Annotated in this window: 18 protein-coding genes and 1 other RNA gene; 14 read left to right on the top strand and 5 right to left on the bottom strand. The window is 64.4% G+C overall.

The window, feature by feature from the left end:
• Positions 1–110 precede the first annotated feature (110 nt).
• Positions 111–1,319, bottom strand: a complete 1,209-nt coding sequence (locus tag ACZI8R_RS15550; RefSeq protein ID WP_463380543.1) for an acyl-CoA dehydrogenase family protein — start codon at positions 1,317–1,319, stop codon at positions 111–113.
• Positions 1,320–1,348: 29 nt separating this feature from the next.
• A complete protein-coding gene (locus ACZI8R_RS15545; RefSeq protein WP_463380542.1) occupies positions 1,349–2,761 on the bottom strand; it encodes an acyl-CoA dehydrogenase family protein in 1,413 nt (470 codons plus the stop codon).
• 133 nt (positions 2,762–2,894) lie between these two features.
• Here ACZI8R_RS15545 and ACZI8R_RS15540 point away from each other — a divergent pair, with 133 nt between their 5' ends.
• Positions 2,895–3,263: a DUF1304 domain-containing protein gene (locus tag ACZI8R_RS15540; protein WP_463380541.1), complete on the top strand. Its 369-nt coding sequence runs from the start codon at positions 2,895–2,897 to the stop codon at positions 3,261–3,263.
• Positions 3,264–3,273: 10 nt separating this feature from the next.
• Here ACZI8R_RS15540 and hisN read toward each other — a convergent pair whose 3' ends face one another.
• Complete coding sequence (gene hisN, locus ACZI8R_RS15535) at positions 3,274–4,059, bottom strand: histidinol-phosphatase (RefSeq protein WP_463380540.1); 786 nt, start codon at positions 4,057–4,059, stop codon at positions 3,274–3,276.
• Between the two features lie 67 nt (positions 4,060–4,126).
• Between hisN and prfB the strand changes: the two genes are divergently transcribed.
• From prfB to ACZI8R_RS15500, 7 genes are all read left to right on the top strand, one after another.
• Positions 4,127–5,233, top strand: a complete 1,107-nt coding sequence (prfB, locus tag ACZI8R_RS15530) for a peptide chain release factor 2 (RefSeq protein WP_463380539.1) — start codon at positions 4,127–4,129, stop codon at positions 5,231–5,233.
• Positions 5,234–5,239: 6 nt separating this feature from the next.
• A complete protein-coding gene (locus ACZI8R_RS15525) occupies positions 5,240–6,163 on the top strand; it encodes a mechanosensitive ion channel family protein (RefSeq protein ID WP_463380538.1) in 924 nt (307 codons plus the stop codon).
• On the top strand, positions 6,160–6,621 hold the full coding sequence (locus ACZI8R_RS15520) for an Rv3103c transmembrane domain-containing protein (RefSeq protein ID WP_463380537.1): 462 nt from the start codon (positions 6,160–6,162) through the stop codon (positions 6,619–6,621). Before ACZI8R_RS15525 ends, ACZI8R_RS15520 begins: the two co-directional genes overlap by 4 nt.
• A 63-nt stretch (positions 6,622–6,684) precedes the next feature.
• Positions 6,685–7,374 carry a cell division ATP-binding protein FtsE gene (gene ftsE, locus ACZI8R_RS15515; protein WP_463380536.1) on the top strand — a complete coding sequence of 230 codons (690 nt, stop codon included), beginning with the start codon at positions 6,685–6,687 and terminating at the stop codon, positions 7,372–7,374.
• Between the two features lie 61 nt (positions 7,375–7,435).
• Complete coding sequence (gene ftsX, locus ACZI8R_RS15510) at positions 7,436–8,341, top strand: permease-like cell division protein FtsX (RefSeq protein ID WP_463380535.1); 906 nt, start codon at positions 7,436–7,438, stop codon at positions 8,339–8,341.
• 72 nt (positions 8,342–8,413) lie between these two features.
• Positions 8,414–8,887 (top strand): SsrA-binding protein SmpB, encoded by a 474-nt coding sequence (gene smpB, locus ACZI8R_RS15505; protein WP_463380534.1) that lies wholly within the window; start codon positions 8,414–8,416, stop codon positions 8,885–8,887.
• 8 nt (positions 8,888–8,895) lie between these two features.
• Complete coding sequence (locus ACZI8R_RS15500) at positions 8,896–9,750, top strand: EamA family transporter (RefSeq protein ID WP_463380645.1); 855 nt, start codon at positions 8,896–8,898, stop codon at positions 9,748–9,750.
• Between the two features lie 5 nt (positions 9,751–9,755).
• Here the strand turns inward: ACZI8R_RS15500 and ACZI8R_RS15495 are convergent, their stop codons facing one another.
• Positions 9,756–10,307 (bottom strand): XRE family transcriptional regulator, encoded by a 552-nt coding sequence (locus ACZI8R_RS15495; RefSeq protein WP_463380533.1) that lies wholly within the window; start codon positions 10,305–10,307, stop codon positions 9,756–9,758.
• A gap of 65 nt (positions 10,308–10,372) precedes the next feature.
• Here ACZI8R_RS15495 and ACZI8R_RS15490 point away from each other — a divergent pair, with 65 nt between their 5' ends.
• Both ACZI8R_RS15490 and ssrA read left to right on the top strand, forming a co-directional pair.
• Positions 10,373–11,323 carry an NAD(P)/FAD-dependent oxidoreductase gene (locus ACZI8R_RS15490; protein WP_463380532.1) on the top strand — a complete coding sequence of 317 codons (951 nt, stop codon included), beginning with the start codon at positions 10,373–10,375 and terminating at the stop codon, positions 11,321–11,323.
• 81 nt (positions 11,324–11,404) lie between these two features.
• Positions 11,405–11,777: a transfer-messenger RNA gene (ssrA, locus tag ACZI8R_RS15485) on the top strand.
• 54 nt (positions 11,778–11,831) lie between these two features.
• Here the strand turns inward: ssrA and ACZI8R_RS15480 are convergent.
• Positions 11,832–12,536 carry an excalibur calcium-binding domain-containing protein gene (locus ACZI8R_RS15480; RefSeq protein WP_463380531.1) on the bottom strand — a complete coding sequence of 235 codons (705 nt, stop codon included), beginning with the start codon at positions 12,534–12,536 and terminating at the stop codon, positions 11,832–11,834.
• A 177-nt stretch (positions 12,537–12,713) separates the two neighbouring features.
• Here ACZI8R_RS15480 and ACZI8R_RS15475 point away from each other — a divergent pair, with 177 nt between their 5' ends.
• From ACZI8R_RS15475 to ACZI8R_RS15460, 4 genes are read left to right on the top strand one after another with little or no spacing between them, the layout of a single operon-like run.
• Positions 12,714–13,073: a fluoride efflux transporter FluC gene (locus ACZI8R_RS15475; RefSeq protein ID WP_463380644.1), complete on the top strand. Its 360-nt coding sequence runs from the start codon at positions 12,714–12,716 to the stop codon at positions 13,071–13,073.
• On the top strand, positions 13,070–13,414 hold the full coding sequence (crcB, locus tag ACZI8R_RS15470; protein WP_463380530.1) for a fluoride efflux transporter CrcB: 345 nt from the start codon (positions 13,070–13,072) through the stop codon (positions 13,412–13,414). The genes ACZI8R_RS15475 and crcB overlap by 4 nt, the downstream gene beginning before the upstream one ends.
• Positions 13,415–13,469: 55 nt before the next feature.
• Positions 13,470–15,101 carry a phosphoglucomutase (alpha-D-glucose-1,6-bisphosphate-dependent) gene (gene pgm, locus ACZI8R_RS15465; RefSeq protein ID WP_463380529.1) on the top strand — a complete coding sequence of 544 codons (1,632 nt, stop codon included), beginning with the start codon at positions 13,470–13,472 and terminating at the stop codon, positions 15,099–15,101.
• A gap of 22 nt (positions 15,102–15,123) precedes the next feature.
• The gene (locus ACZI8R_RS15460) at positions 15,124–16,326 is read left to right on the top strand and encodes an MFS transporter (protein WP_463380528.1); all 1,203 of its coding nucleotides are present in this window, start codon (positions 15,124–15,126) and stop codon (positions 16,324–16,326) included.

Genomic DNA, 16,326 nt, shown 5'->3' with positions numbered 1-16,326 from the left:
CATAAAAGAACTCCATGACGAGTAAGTCGCCCGACCGCAGCAAGTTGTTACGCAGCGCAGGCCGGCCCCGCCACATTAATTGTGGCGGGGCCGGCCTGCGCGTTACCGGGTCACTTCAGTTCGGAAGACGACTTTCCGAGCAGGCGACGCGCGATGATGAGCTGCTGAATCTGCTGGGTGCCCTCGAAGATGTCGAGAATCTTCGAGTCGCGGGCCCACTTCTCCAGAAGCGGGCGCTCCGAGTAACCGAGACTGCCGGACAGTTCGACTGCCTTGAGCGACACGGCAGTACCGGTACGGCCTGCTTTCGCCTTGGACATCGAGGCCTCGAGCGAGTTGGGCTTCTTGTTGTCGGCCATCCAGGCTGCACGGAGCGTGAGCAGGTAGGCGGCTTCCCAGTCGGCCTCGAGCTGCAAGTACTCGGCTGCGGCGGCGTGCTGGTTGTAGGCGGGGGTGTCGTAGGAGATCTCGACGCCTGCCTCGGACAGGATCTGGCGCAGCTCTTCGAGAGCGGCGCGGCCGAGTCCGATCGCCATGCCGGCCACGAGGGGGCGGGTGTTGTCGAACGTCTGCATGACGCCCGCAAAGCCCTTCTCGGCGTTGACCTCGGACGAACCCAAGATGTTGTCCTTGGGGATCCGGCAGTTCTCGAGGAGGAGCACGGCGGTGTCCGAAGCCTTGATTCCGAGCTTGTGCTCGAGACGAGCAACGCTCAGACCCGGAGCCTCACGGGGAACGACGAACGACTTGATCGCCGCGCGACCCTTCGACTTGTCGACGCTCGCCCACACCACGATGTGGGTGGAACGCTCGCCGGAGGTGACGAAGATCTTCTCGCCGTTGAGAACCCACTCGTCGCCGTCGAGGACAGCGGTGGTGGTGACGGCCGCGGAGTCGGAGCCGAAGCTCGGCTCGGTGATGGCCATCGAGGCCCACACCTTGCCGAAGCGATCGAGCTGCTCGTCGGTCGCGACGGAGGCGATGGCCGAGTTGCCGAGGCCCTGGTACGGGATTGCGAGCGTCAGACCGACGTCGCCCCAGCAGGTCTCGACGACGTTGAGGAGCGACGACATGTTGCCGCCGTTCTGGTTGCCGGCCTTTTCCTTGGCGTCCGCGCTGCGACCCAGCGTGGCGCCTGCGGCGCCCTTTCCGGAGTCGTTGAGGCCCTCGACCATGGCAGCCATCGTGTCGAGCTCGACCGGGTAGTCGTGCTCGCCGAGGTCGTAACGGCGGGAGATGGGTCGGAAGATCTCGGCGGCGACCTGGTGAGCCTGGTTCGCCTGGGCCTTGAGCTTCTTGGGGAGTTCGAGATTGATCATTGAAGTGTCCTTTTGTTAGCTCAGGCCGCTCAGATGAGGACGATGCCCTCGGCAACGCCGACTGCACGAAGGTCGCGATACCAGCGTTCGACCGGGTGCTCCTTGGTGTAACCGTGTCCACCGAGGAGCTGAACTCCGTCGAGACCGATCTGCATGCCCTTGTCGGACGCGAGCTTGCGGGCGAGAGCGGACTCGCGTGCGAATGACAGGCCCTGCTCGGCACGCGAAGCGCCGCGGAGGGTGACGAGGCGAATGCTGTCGAGCTCGATCGCGATGTTGGCCACCATGAAGGCAACCGCCTGGCGATGGCTGATGGGCTCGCCGAAGGCTTCGCGCTCGTTGACGTAGGGAATCACGTAGTCGAGAACGGCCTGGCCGGTACCCACTGCGAGCGACGCCCAGCCGAGACGAGCGAGACGAATCGCATCTGCGTATTCGCGAGTGCGCTGGTCGGCGTCACCGTCGCCCAGGATTGCGGACTCGGGAACCGCGACGTCGTTGAGGATGAGACGGCCGAGGCCCGCGGCACGTAGGCCCATGCTCGGATCTGCCTCGACGACGAGTCCCTTGGTGTCGGACTCGACGATGAAGAACGTGGGCTTGCCGTCGAGCTCGGCTGCCACGATGAACAGCTCGGACGAGGCAGCAGCCGGCACGAGGCTCTTCACACCGTTGAGCTTGTATCCGCTGGGGGAGCGCACGGCCTTGGTCTGCAGGGCGAACGGGTCGAACAGGGCCCGCGGCTCGTTGACGACAACGGCAGCGTTCGGAACCTGCTCACCGGTGAAGGCCGGGAGGTAGGTCTTCTGCTGGGCATCGCTACCGAACTGGGTGAGCGCGACTGCCACACCGCTGGGGGCGAGGATCGGAAGCGCGAGACCCATGTCGCCATGCGCGAGGGCCTCGGCGACGAGGGAGTTGGTGACTGCGCCACGCTCGCTGGCCGCGCCTTCGAGTTCCTCGGGCACGTTGATGAGGGTGATGCCGAGCTCGGCTGCACGTGCGACGAGGTTGTCGGGTGCGGCCGCGGCGGCATCCGCATCGTGACCGGCCGGACGCAGGATCTCCTCGGAGAACTCACGCACCGTTTCGACGATCATCTTCTGCTCGTCGTTGGGAGTGAGGTCGAAGTAGTCGGCGTTCTTGGTCTCGGAGTCGGGGAGACGCTTGGGTGCTCCGCCGCCCGATACCTGCTTGAACGTGCGGGTGGCGGCACCGAGGGTCTTGAACCCCGTCTTGGTGCCTTCGTAGGTCACGCGGTCGATCGTCTGGCGAAGGTTGTACTTCTCGGCCAGGTCGGAACCGGTGATCTTGGTCAAGACTCGCATCGCGGCACCCATGGCGTCGCGCTTGACCGGATTCAGGCCGACAGCGGACGTGTCGCGGGGTTCCCGCTTGGCGCCGTCAGTGGGGGCAACAGTGTCTTGCTTGCTCATGATCACCAGCAGTTTCTCGGTGTACGGGCGTGGACTTCCACTACCTTACTCAGGAGTAAGGTCGGTGTCTACTATTGAGTAAGTTCCGAGTCGGGTCGTTCTCACCGAAAAGTGGTGGGTTCTGTGGCAGATTTCATTCATGCCGCTGATATCGCTGGTCCTGGCAACATTCACCGCGGTTCTTCACGTCTGGATCTTCGCGATGGAAAGCGTGCTGTGGACGCGCCCCGACGTATGGCAGCGATTCGGTGTGAAGACCCAGGAGGACGCGGAGACCACCCGACCACTGGCCTTCAACCAGGGCTTCTACAACCTGTTTCTCGCGATGGGGCTGTTCGGGGGACTCATCACGGGTGGTCCGGCAGGTCACGGGATCGTGGTGTTCTGCTGCCTCGCCATCGTGGGCGCGGCGCTGGTCCTGGCGTCGGGCGGGAAGAATTACGTCAAGCCGGCATTCATGCAGGGAATCCTCCCGGCGCTTGCTCTGCTGACCGCCGTCATCTTCTAGCGACGGTCTTCTAGCGGCTGAGGGCAGCCAGCGTCGCAGCGTGCAGTAGGCCGTTGGTTGCGACGGCGCTACCGCCGTGTGGTCCCGGTCGACCCTCGAGGTTGCCGAAGGTGCCGCCGGATTCGCGTACGAGAATGTCGAGCGCCGCGAGATCCCACAGTGATACCTCGGGCTCGGCGGCAATATCGACGCTGCCCTCGGCCAGCAGGCAGTACGAGTAGAAGTCGCCGTACCCGCGGATCCGCCACACGTCGTCCGTCAGATCGAGGAAACGATCACGGATGCCGCGTTCCTTCCATCCGGAGAGGCTGGAGAAGCTCAGGCTCGACGAGGCCAGGTCGCCGACGGCGGATACCGAGAGTTTGCGTGGATCGCCGCCGTCGACAGTGGCCCAGGCCCCCGCGCCTTCGGATGCCCACCAGCGGCGCGACAAGGCCGGGGCGCTGACGACACCGGCCACGGGCACACCGTGCTCGAGCAGCGCGATGAGTGTGGCCCAGACCGGGACGCCGCGAACGAAGTTCTTGGTGCCGTCGATCGGGTCGACGACCCATTGGCGGCCCACGAACGTGGGTTGTCCGCCGAACTCCTCGCCGAGAACCGCGTCACGGGGTCGTTCGCGTTCGAGCGTCTTCCGAACTGCGCGTTCGACCGCCAGATCGGCGTCCGACACGGGGGTGAGGTCGGGTTTCGAGTCGACCTTCAGATCGAGAGCACCGAAACGGGCCGTGGTGAGCGCATCCGCTTCGTCGGCGATTCGGAGGGCGAGGCGGAGGTCGTCCGAAAGATCGGTCACGGTGCGCAACCTTACCGAGTGCGAGGGGTGACGGCGCCCTGACCTCGACCCGGTAGCCTTGAGAACCGTGCAACCTGACGTATCCGCAGACCTGGCTGACCTCGACACCACCCTCCGTACCGTCGAATCGGTGCTGGACGTGGAGGAACTGCGTCGGCGAATCGACGAACTGGAACACCAGGCGGCCGATCCGGACCTGTGGAACGACCAGGAGCACGCGCAGAAGGTGACGAGCACGCTGTCGCACGCGCAGTCCGAACTGCGTCGCGTGGAGGGCTTGCGTCAACGTCTCGACGATCTTCCACTGCTCTACGAACTCGCCGAAGAAGACGAAGGCGCCGAGGCTCTCGCCGAGGCCGACGAGGAGCGGGTCGGCCTGCGTGCCGACATCGCCGCCATGGAAGTGAAGACCATGCTGTCGGGCGAGTACGACGAGCGTGACGCGCTGGTCAACATTCGCTCCGGCGCCGGCGGTGTCGACGCCGCGGACTGGGCCGAGATGCTCATGCGCATGTACATCCGTTGGGCGGAGAAGCACGACTACGGGGTCGAGGTGTACGACACCTCGTACGCAGAAGAAGCAGGCATCAAGAGCGCCACCTTCGCGATCAAGGCCCCCTATACCTACGGAACCCTCTCCGTCGAGATGGGCACTCACCGGCTGGTTCGTATCAGCCCCTTCGACAACCAGGGCAGGCGTCAGACGTCGTTCGCCGAGGTCGAGGTACTCCCTGTGGTGGAGACGACCGACCACATCGACATCGCCGAGAACGATGTCCGGGTGGACGTCTATCGCTCGTCGGGTCCCGGTGGGCAGTCGGTCAACACCACGGACTCCGCGGTTCGCCTGACCCACGTTCCCACGGGCATCGTCGTGACCTGTCAGAACGAGAAGTCGCAGCTCCAGAACAAGGTGTCCGCGATGCGAGTGCTGCAGGCGAAACTGCTCGAGCGCAAGCGTCAGGAAGAGCGCGCCGAGATGGACGCGCTCAAGGGCGACGGCGGCAACTCGTGGGGCAACCAGATGCGGTCCTACGTGCTGCACCCGTACCAGATGGTCAAGGATCTCCGGACGGAGTTCGAGGTCAACAACCCGTCGACGGTTCTCGACGGCGACATCGACGGTTTCCTCGAGTCCGGCATCCGCTGGCGGATGCGCGAGAACCAGGGCTAGGCCGGGATGTCGGCCGCATCGGGCGTCACTGCGGCGAAGTTCGCTCCGACGCAGAACTTCCTGAACTGGTTGTCCACGATCGGCCTCTCCGTTGCCCTCACCGTTCTCGGGGCGGTGTTGCTGGCGCGCTTCGCCAGCTGGGCCGGTGCGAAGATCACCGACCGGATCGACAGCAATTACAAGCAGGGCGACGCGCTGGTGCGTTCGGAGGCCAGCAAGCACAGGCACTCCGTGGCGCAGGTCATCACCTGGGTGGTCATCACGATCATCTACGTGATCGCGACCATGAAGGTGCTGGACCGGATGGGCCTGCCGATCGGGAGCCTCGTCGCGCCGGCGACGGTCATCGGTGCTGCGCTGGGCTTCGGCGCGCAGCGGGTGGTCCAGGACATTCTGGCCGGATTCTTCATCATCACGGAGCGGCAGTACGGATTCGGCGACACCGTGAGCCTCGCGGTCACTGGTTCCTCGGAGGACGCCGAAGGGGTCATCGAAGACGTGACCCTGCGAGTGACGCGCATGCGTAATTCGGACGGTGAAGTGATCACCGTTCCCAACGGCCAGATCGTCAAGGCAACGAACCTGTCGAAGGATTGGGCGCGTGCCGTCATCGACATACCGGTTCCTGCCGCAGCCGACATCAACCGTGTCAACGACCTGCTGCACAGGGTCTGTGTGGCGGCGATGGAAGACGAGTATCTGAAGACCCTCCTGCTGGACGAGCCGTCTGTGATGGGCGTCGAGAATCTCGGTGTGGACGAGGTGGTGGTGCGCATGGTTGCGCGAACACTGCCGGGCAAGCAGTTTCAGGTGCGCCGAGCACTACGCGTGCGCGTCGCCTCCGCGATGCAGCGGCAGGGTATGGCAGTTACTGCCGATCTGACCGCGGTGCCGGATTCGACGGAGCAGAAAGGGAAGGACGGGCAGTGACCAGCGACGACGAGCGAACCGGGATCGACCGACTCCTGGCCCCGCGCTTTCTGCCCAGTCACCTCTTCGGTGGCCGTGCCCGCACCTCGACACTGTTGCTGGTGATCCTGTGGCTGGTCCTCTACTGCTTGAACGTGTACCTCAATCCAGAGGAGCCGGAGCCCAGCGTGATGACCAAACCGCCCGCCGCCACTTCACAGGTGCCCGTGGAAACGCAGCAACAGACCACGACTCCTGCCACCACCGAGACCACCACCGAGTCGGCTACCACGACGCCTTCCGAGTCGACACCCTCAGATTCGGAGACGACGACTCCTGGGTCAGGTGAATCCGAGTCTCCCTCGTCCACCACTGGGATTCCGGGGTTCCCGCGCTTCGAGATTCCCGGCCTGAACAGGGACACGCCCGCCCCCGAAAACGAGCCCACCACCACGGTCCCGGCTGTTCCGGCGCCGTAGCGAATCGGACTCGGGAGTTGTCACAGAGGGGAAGCTCACTTCGTCGGGCTAGACTGGCTCCCCGTGATCAGCGTCCAGAATGTGTCGAAGTCGTACAAGACGTCTACCAGGCCTGCCTTGGACAAGGTGAGCGTCGAGGTGGACAAGGGCGAGTTCGTCTTCCTCATCGGCCCGTCGGGGTCCGGCAAGTCGACATTCATGCGTCTGCTCCTCAAAGAAGAGTCGCCGACCGGCGGCGACATCCACATCTCGAAGTTCCACGTGAACAAGCTTTCCGCCAGGCGGGTGCCGAAGCTTCGGCAGAGCATGGGCTGCGTCTTCCAGGACTTCAGGCTGCTGCAGAAGAAGACGGTCTCGGAGAACGTCGCCTTCGCGCTCGAGGTGATCGGAAAGCCCCGATCCATGATCACGCGTACCGTCCCCGAGGTGCTCGAGATGGTCGGCCTGTCCGGCAAGGCGGATCGACTGCCCAACGAACTGTCGGGCGGCGAGCAGCAGCGAGTCGCGATTGCTCGCGCATTCGTGAACCGGCCGTTGGTGCTGCTGTGCGACGAGCCCACCGGCAACCTCGACCCCGAGACGAGTCAGGACATCATGTTGCTGCTCGAAAGAATCAACCGCACCGGGACCACTGTCGTCATGGCCACCCACGATCACCACATCGTCGACTCGATGCGGCGCCGCGTGGTGGAACTCGACCTCGGCCGAGTGGTGCGTGACGAAGCACGGGGTGTGTACGGCGTCGGCAGATAGCCGATGACAGCACGCACCTCCAGCTAACGCCTACGCCCTCCCACGAAGGACTTCATTTCCGATGCGCGCCAGTTTCATTTTCAGCGAGGTTCTCACCGGCCTGCGCCGCAACGTCACGATGACGATCGCCATGGTCTTGACCACGGCGATCTCGCTCGGTCTGTTCGGCAGCGGTCTGCTCGTCGTGCAGATGGCCGGCAAGACGCAGCAGATCTTCCTCGACCGAGTCGAGGTGCAGATCTTCCTCACGGACGACATCTCCACGTCCGACCCCGGATGTGAGGGCGAGATCTGCAAGGCGATTCGTTCGGACCTGGACAACACGCCCTCGGTCGTATCGGTGCAGTACCTCAACCGCGACGACGCGGTGAAGGACGCGACGGAGCGGGTGTTCAAGGATCAGCCCGAGTTGGCTGCCCTCGTCAGCCCCGACAGTTTCCCCGCGTCGTTCAAGGTGAAGTTGAGTGATCCGGAACGCTTCGGAGTCATCAACGAAGAGTTCGGTGCCAGACCCGGCGTCGAGAGCGTGCTCAACCAACGCGAGTTGGTGGAGCGGCTCTTCAGTGTCCTGAACGGCGTGCGCAATGCCGCGTTCGCGATCGCGATCGTCCAGGCCGTGGCCGCGGTCCTCTTGATCGCGAACATGGTGCAGATCGCCGCGTTCACCCGTCGTACCGAGGTCGGCATCATGCGTCTCGTGGGCGCGACCCGTTGGTACACGCAGCTTCCGTTCCTACTCGAGGCGGTGATGGCGGCCCTTGTCGGCGCGGTGCTTGCCATCGTCGGATTGTTCACAGCGAAGAACTTGTTCGTCGACGACGTTCTCGCGGACGTCTACGAGGCGAACATCGTGGCCCGCATCTCCAACAGTGACGTTCTGTTCGTGTCGCCGTGGCTGATCCTCGTGGGCGTCGGTATGGCTGCTGCCACCGCGTACACCACGCTGCGTCTCTACGTGCGCGAATAATCCGGTTGCCGTTACTCGTATGCTCGTTGGAGCAAGATCAATGATCGAAACGCGGACTGAAAGGCCCGAGCAGTGAAAGAAAAGGGCCGCAAGGTCATCGCGAGCAACAAGAAGGCGCGCCACAACTACGCCATCATCGACGTGTACGAGGCGGGCATCGCACTCGTCGGCACCGAGGTGAAGAGTCTGCGTGAGGGCAAGGCGTCACTGGTCGACGCCTTCGCCACCGTGGACGACGGTGAGGTGTGGCTGCGCGGTCTGCACATCCCGGAGTACACGCAGGGTACGTGGACCAACCATTCGCCGCGCCGCACGCGGAAGTTGTTGTTGCACAAGCGCGAGATCGAGCACCTCGTGGGCAAGACACGTGAGGGCAACCAGACCCTCGTGCCGCTGTCGATGTATTTCTCCGACGGCAAGGTGAAGGTCGAGTTGGCGCTTGCCAGAGGCAAGCAGGACTACGACAAGCGTCAGGACCTGGCCCGCCGAACCGCCGAGCGTGAGGTGACCCGCGAACTCGGCCGCCGAATCAAGGGCATGCGCTGATATCTGTCCTGCTCGCCATGGTGGCCGCGATCGGCTACGGGGTGAGCGACTTCGTCGGCGGGGTTGCTTCGCGACGAGTAGCCGCGCTGCGCGTGGTGGTGGTGTCGTACCCGATCTCGTTCGTGATCGTCCTGGCTATCGCTCCGTTCGTTCCAGGTGAGCTCACGACCGCTTCTCTGATGTGGGGCGCCCTTTCGGGGATTGCGAACGGTCTGGCCGTATGGGGCTTCTACCTGGCACTTGCGTCCGGGCCGATGTCGGTCGTCTCACCACTGACTGCGGTACTGGTCGCCGGAATTCCCGTACTGATCGGACTGGGACTCGGCGAACGTCCCGGAGTGATGGCCTTCGTCGGGGTGCTGGTCGCGCTCCTCGCGGTGGTGCTCGTGAGCCGTGAATCTCCGGATGCGACGGTGGGGGAAGTCTCCGGTGGTCGCACGATGCGGTTCACGAAAACGGTCGCGGTCCTGACTGTCGGCTCGGGTATCGCCTTCGCTCTGGCCTTCGTCTTCTTGCATCGCATCGACGGTGAAGGCGGCCTGTGGCCGCTGGTGCTGTCACGGGCGTCCGCGACCGCTGCGGTGTGGGTGGCGGCGCTGGTGGCGCGGGAGTTCTCGCCGCCGCACGGTGAACCGCTGCGGCTGGCCGTCTACGTCAGCATCCTCGACGTGATTGCCAATGTCGCCATGCTCTACGCGTTTCACGGCGGTATGTTGTCGCTGGTCAGCGTGATCGGAGCGCTGTATCCGGCAGCCACGGTTCTGCTCGCGATGGTGATGCTGGGCGAGCGGGTCAGTCGCGTCCAGCAGGCCGGAATGCTGCTCGCGCTGGCAGCGGTGGGGATGATCGCGGTCGCGAGCTGAGCGGTCTACGTACGCAGGTGCATCCGCTCGCCCTGCCGACCGAACAAGCTCAACAATTCGGCTGGTTCGTCGCCCGCAGCCCCGAACCAGTGTGGGGTTCGGGTGTCGAACTCGACGGCTTCGCCTGCGCTCAACATCACGTCCTGCGACCCGAGTAACAGGCGGACACGGCCGGCCAGAACGTAGAACCATTCGTAGCCCTCGTGGGTGCGCTGTTCGGGAAGCCGTCCGGGATCTGGCTCGATGATCATCTTGTAGGCCTGCAGATTGCCGGGTTGCCGTGTGAGCGGTATGGAAGTCATCCGGCCGTCCGTGGTGCGCACCTGGCGGATCCGAGGATCCCGGGTGGGCTCTCGCACCAGATCGTCGAGAGGAATGCCGTACGTCGAGGCGATCGGGAGTAGGAGTTCGAGGCTGGCACGCCTCCCTCCGGATTCCAGACGCGAGAGCGTGCTCACCGAGATGCCGGTCGACTCGGCCAGCGCCGACAGGGTGAGATCGCGTTCGAGGCGCAGTGCCTTGAGTCGTGGTCCGATTTCTGCGAGTACGTCGTCCATGAACACAGTTTGCCAAAACTGCAAAAGATATTGCCAATATTGCCGGAAGTGCGGAAGGTAGAGACATGACGAACACAACTTTGGACGTGGCAATCGTCGGCGGTGGCGCCGCCGGACTCAATGCAGCACTGGTTCTGGCGCAGGCCAGACGGTCGGTGACGGTGATAGACGCGGGTGCACCCAGGAACGAGTTGGCCACCCACCTCCGTGGCTTCCTGACTCGGGACGGCACCGTGCCCACCGACCTTCTGGCGATGGGGCGAGAAGAGGTCGAGCGCTTCGGTGTCACGTTCACCGAAGGGTCTGTCAGGCAAGCGGCAGCGGGGGATGCGGGATTCGAACTCACACTCGAGAACGGCGAATCCGTGGTGGCTCGTCGACTACTCGTCGCCACTGGAATCACCGACACCTTCCCGGACATCGAGGGCTTCGCCGACAGGTGGGCAAAGGACGTTCTGCACTGCCCTTACTGCCACGGCTACGAAGTGCGTGATCAACCGCTCGGAGTCATCGCCGAGACGGCGTTCTTCGGTGTCCACCAGGCATTGATGGTCCGGCAATGGTCGGACGACGTGGTGCTGTTCACGCACACGGACGACAACATCGATCCCGTCGACCGGGAAAAGCTCGAAGCCCGCGATATTCGGATCGTGTCCGGCAAGGTTACGGGGCTGTCGGTCGAGAACGACGAGCTCAGCGGGGTTCGGCTGGCCGATGGCACGGTGACGCCGCGCCGGGCAGTGTTCGTCGGCGGCGCGATCACACCCGTGCCTCGGGACGGGATTCTGCGGGACCTCGGTGCCGAGACGAACGACACTCCATTCGGGCCGTTCGCTGCAGTGGACGTGACCGGTGCAACGAGCATTCCCGGCGTGTGGGCCGCCGGTAACGTCGTGGACCCGAAAGCCCAGGTCATCATCTCCGCATCGGCCGGATATCAGGCAGCCGTGGCGATCAACATGGACCTGATCGAAGCAGACGTGGAGGCGGCCGTCGCCGCAAAGCGGGCGCGCTGAACGCCGGGTCGTGATACTCGGATGAAACGGCGCGCCCCACGCGTTACACTGGGTGGCCCCGCGAGGTTCGTGGGGACGTACGGGGCTGAACGGTTTCGACTGCGTACGTTGAGTCAGGGGAAGCGTGTCGGTGCAGGCAAGAGACCACCGTTAAGCGTCGCTGCAACCAATTAAGCGCCGATTCCAATCAGCGCGACTACGCACTCGCTGCCTAAGTAGCGACTGCGTGTCTGTCAGTCCGGGTTCGCCCTCGGCCCGGGTACTGGCATCAGCTAGAGGGCTTTACCTACCGGCTCGGTCGCGGAGTCGGATGGGACATCAAACAGCGACTGGGATCGTCATCCTGGCTTGTTTGTGTGACTGGGAGATCCAAGTAGAGACATAGCAAACTGCACACGGAGAAGCCCTGGCTTTGCTGCGGAGGACCCGGGTTCAATTCCCGGCAGCTCCACAAAGAAGTGGCCCTTCACCTGAATTCAGGTGAAGGGCCACTTTTCTCAATCGGTCGTTACTTCTCGCACGCGACTCCGTCGCCGTCTCTGTCGAGGTCCAGGCTGTAGCCGGGTTGGCCTGCATATATCGGAGCGGCTCCTGCATTGCGCACCGCAGCACAGTTCTTGTAGTACGTGCCCGTCGGAGCTTCATCGGGTGTGTCGATCGTCGGCGGTGGGACATAAGCCGGTGTCTCGGGTGGCGGCGGGATGTACTCACGGGTGGGCGGCGGCACGTAGGCGGGCGGCGGCGGAATGTATGGCCGTCTGTGGTCGTCATCCTGAGGGATGAGCGGAACGATCACAACGTCGTCCTCGGTCGTAGTCGGCGGAACCGTTGTGGTCGTAGGAAGAGCCGTAATGGTCGTCGTCGAGGTCGTCCGCTTGGTCGTGCTGGATGCGACGGGCGCCGTCGTCACTGCGGGTCGACTCGAGACCGTTGTCGTGGCTACGACCGGCTCTGTCGGTTGATCCGTCTTCTTGTCGTCGGTCAAGGAGCCGATCGCGATCAGCCCGACGACAACACCTCCCGCAATCCACGGCCACTTACGTCGACTCTTCTGCGAGCCGTCCGGACTTCCTGCCGGGTCGGCTCCAACAAACTGCTGAGTTGCTCCGACCGAGGTGCGGGGGCGGATCCGAGCGGTCCATTGCCGGCCGTCCCACCACCGTTCGATACTCGGATCTCGATAATCGGGGTGCCACCCGGGAGGAGGGTTCACGGCGCTGTCCATTCTTGCTGAATCGGCCACCTGTTGGCCTGCACGCTAGATCGCTATCTCGGTCCCACGTGTTACCGGTAGTCGAGTGAGAAGTTTCCAGGTCACGCGGAATTTCTACGACTTCCTTCGGCGCTCTTGCCGGGTGTGCTGTGCGCGCGGAAGTAGGGTGTTGCGGTGATCGAAGCGAGAGCGCTCGGGGTGGTGGTCGCCGGCGGCGCATTGGGCGCTTGTGCGCGGTACGGGCTCTCCGAGTTGTTCCCGGGGATCTGGACGATCGCCGTCGTGAACGTGGTCGGTTCCCTCCTGCTCGGCGTGGTCGCGGCGCTAGTGGGCCCGGACCGGTTGTGGCGGCTGTTCCTCGGAACGGGAGTACTCGGCGGCTTCACCACGTTTTCCACCTTCGCCGTGGATGCAGTGGGACAGAGCGCACTCGTGGCCGGCGCATATATCGCGGCAACCCTCGTACCGGCACTGCTCGCAGCGTGGGCGGGAATGGAAATCGGCCACCGTCTTCGGATGCAGCGGAGCCCGGCATGAACATCGTGATGGTCGCTCTGGGTGGCGGTGTCGGCGCCGGAATCAGGTATCTCACCGGCCGCTACGTGGCCTCCTACGGCAGCTTCCCGATTCCGACGTTCCTCGTGAACATCGTCGGCTGCTTCATCCTCGGTCTGCTCTCGGGAGCCGCGCTGTCGCCGTCGCTGTTCGCACTGTTGGGAACCGGATTCTGTGGTGGGCTCACCACCTACTCCACGTTCGCCGTGGAGTCCGTTGCGGCCGAGCGACTCCACCGGCCCTACGTTTCGGTGCTGTATGTCGGCGCCAGCCTGATCGTCGGACTCACTCTCGCGTGGGCGGGATATTCACTCACGGCATGAACCCCGACGGCTTGGGGTGCAAGATGGTTGACAGTCGAACCAACAGGGAGGTTTCGTGGCGCACGAACGGGCCGGACAGATTGCTCTGCCGGAGGATCTGGTGGACATCGCCCACCTCGTCACTGCGTATTACAGCCGGGTGCCGGATCCGGAGAATCCGTTGCAGCAGGTGACGTTCGGTACGTCGGGCCATCGCGGGTCGAGCGTCGACGGTGCCTTCAACGAGGCGCACATCCTCGCGACGACCCAGGCGATCGTGGAGTACCGCGCCTCGCAGGGCACCGACGGGCCGCTCTTCCTAGGGCGCGACACGCATGCGCTGTCGGAGCCGGCCTGGGTGTCGGCCCTCGAAGTGCTCGCCGGCAACGGCGTGGACGTGCTGATCGATTCGCGTGATCGGTACACGCCGACACCAGCGATCAGTCACGCCATCCTCAGGTACAACGGCAGCGCGCCGTCTTCCCTGGCAGACGGCATCGTGGTCACGCCCTCCCACAATCCGCCGCGCGACGGCGGATTCAAGTACAACCCACCGCACGGCGGCCCGGCCGACTCGGACGCGACCTCGGTGATCGCGAAGCGCGCCAACGAATTGCTGCGCGCCGGACTGTCCGGTGTGCGGCGCATCCCCATCGAGCGGGCCCACCGGCACGCCGAGCGCTACGACTATCTGCGCTTCTACGTCGACGATCTGCCGAACGTTCTGAATCTCGATGCGATTCGAGGAGAAGGCATCCGCATCGGCGCCGACCCGCTCGGCGGAGCGAGCGTCGACTATTGGGGTGCGATTGCCGAGACCCATCACCTGGATCTCGAGGTGGTGAATCCGACCGTCGACGCGGCATGGCGGTTCATGACGCTCGATACGGACGGCAAGATCCGCATGGACTGTTCGTCGCCGCATGCGATGGCCTCGCTCATCGAGATGCGTGATCGCTTCGACGTCGCCACGGGCAACGACGCCGATGCCGACCGCCACGGGATCGTCACGCCGGACGGCGGTCTGATGAATCCGAATCACTATCTGGCCGTGGCCATCGACTACCTGTTCTCCCATCGTGACGGCTGGGGTTCCCGCCCTGCCGTCGGTAAGACTCTGGTGAGTTCGTCCATGATCGACCGGGTGGTGGCGAGTCTCGGTCGCACCCTCGTCGAGGTTCCGGTCGGCTTCAAATGGTTCGTGCCGGGGCTGCTGGACGGCTCGGTGGGATTCGGCGGCGAAGAGAGCGCAGGCGCGTCGTTCCTCCGACACGACGGGGGAGTGTGGACCACAGACAAGGACGGGATCATCCTGGCGTTGCTCGCCGCGGAGATCACCGCGGTGACGGGAAAGACCCCGTCGGTCCGGTACCGGAAACTGGCCGAACAGTTCGGTGACCCCGCTTACGCCCGCATCGACGATCCGGCGTCGCGGGAGCAGAAAGCAATCCTCGCGAAGCTGTCCGCCGATCAGGTCACGGCAACCGACCTTGCGGGTGAGCCGATCACGGCGATCCTCACGGAGGCCCCCGGAAACGGTGCGCCCCTCGGTGGTCTGAAGGTCACCACCGAGAACGCGTGGTTTGCGGCGAGGCCGTCGGGCACCGAGGACGTCTACAAGATCTACGCCGAGTCGTTCGACGGTGCCGACCACCTCGCCCGAGTTCAGGAGGCCGCCCAGACCTTGGTATCCGGCGTCCTGCAGTAGCGGGCTAGCATCGTTCACGATCATGACTACGCGAGACGACAGGCTGCCCAAGGAGATCTGGATACTGGTCTCGGCCAGCTTCGTCATCGCATTGGGGTTCGGGCTGGTCGCACCCGCCCTTCCGCAGTTCGCCCGCAGTTTCGATGTCAGTGTCACCGCGGCGACCGTGGTCATCTCGTCGTTCGCGTTCATGCGGCTCGCCTTCGCGCCGGTCAGCGGCCGACTCGTCCAGAGGTTGGGGGAGCGACCCGTCTACATCACGGGTCTGCTGATCGTCGCGGCCTCCACCGGAGCCTGCGCGATTGCACAGGACTACTGGCAATTGCTGCTGTTCCGCGGTCTCGGCGGCATCGGGTCGACGATGTTCACGGTGTCCGCGATGGGGCTCGTCATCAGGATGGCGCCGCCGGACCGACGGGGCCGCGTGTCGGGTGTGTACGCGACCAGCTTCCTGATGGGCTCGATCAGTGGGCCACTCGTGGGTGGCCTGCTCGTCGGATTCGGGCTGCGAGTCCCCTTCGTCATCTATGCGATCGCGCTCGTGATTGCGGCGGCAGTGGTGTTCGTGAGTATGCGGGGTTCGCATCTCGCGTCGCCGGAAGTCTCCGAGCACAGCGACACCATGACGTTGCGGCAAGCACTGAAGAACCCCGTGTACCGAGCGGTGTTGGGATCGAACCTCGCGTTCGGCGGCGTGATCTTCGGGGTTCGCGTCGCGATGGTGCCGCTGTTCGTCGTCGAGTCGTTGCACCGAGAACCAGCGGTGGCTGGTGTCGCACTGACCGTGTTCGCTGTCGGAAATGCGTTGGTGCTGATGGTCGCAGGCCGGCTGTCCGACGCCTACGGGCGCAAGATGTTCGTCCTGATCGGCCTGGTCGTGTGTGGCACATCGACCATCGCGATGGGTCTGACCGACGATCTAGTGCTGTTCCTCGTGCTCTCGGCGGTCGCCGGAATGGGTTCGGGAATCATGAATCCCTCCCAACAGGCAGCCGTGGCGGACGTCGTCGGCGCCAAGTCGCGCGGCGGGCCGGTGCTCGCCACGTTCCAGATGGTGGCCGACATCGGTGGGGTCCTCGGGCCTGTCGGCGCCGGATTGCTCGCCCAGTACTTCTCCTACGGTGTGGCGTTCGCGGTCACGGGCGGCGTCATGCTCGCCGCCACGATCGGCTGGCTGCTCGTACCGAACCGTGCGGCACCCGAAGTGACGGTCGAGGCGCGCTGA

Source organism: Rhodococcus huquni, from assembly GCF_055231055.1.
Note: the sequence above shows the minus strand (reverse complement) of the source record. Positions and strands in the feature narration are given on the sequence as shown.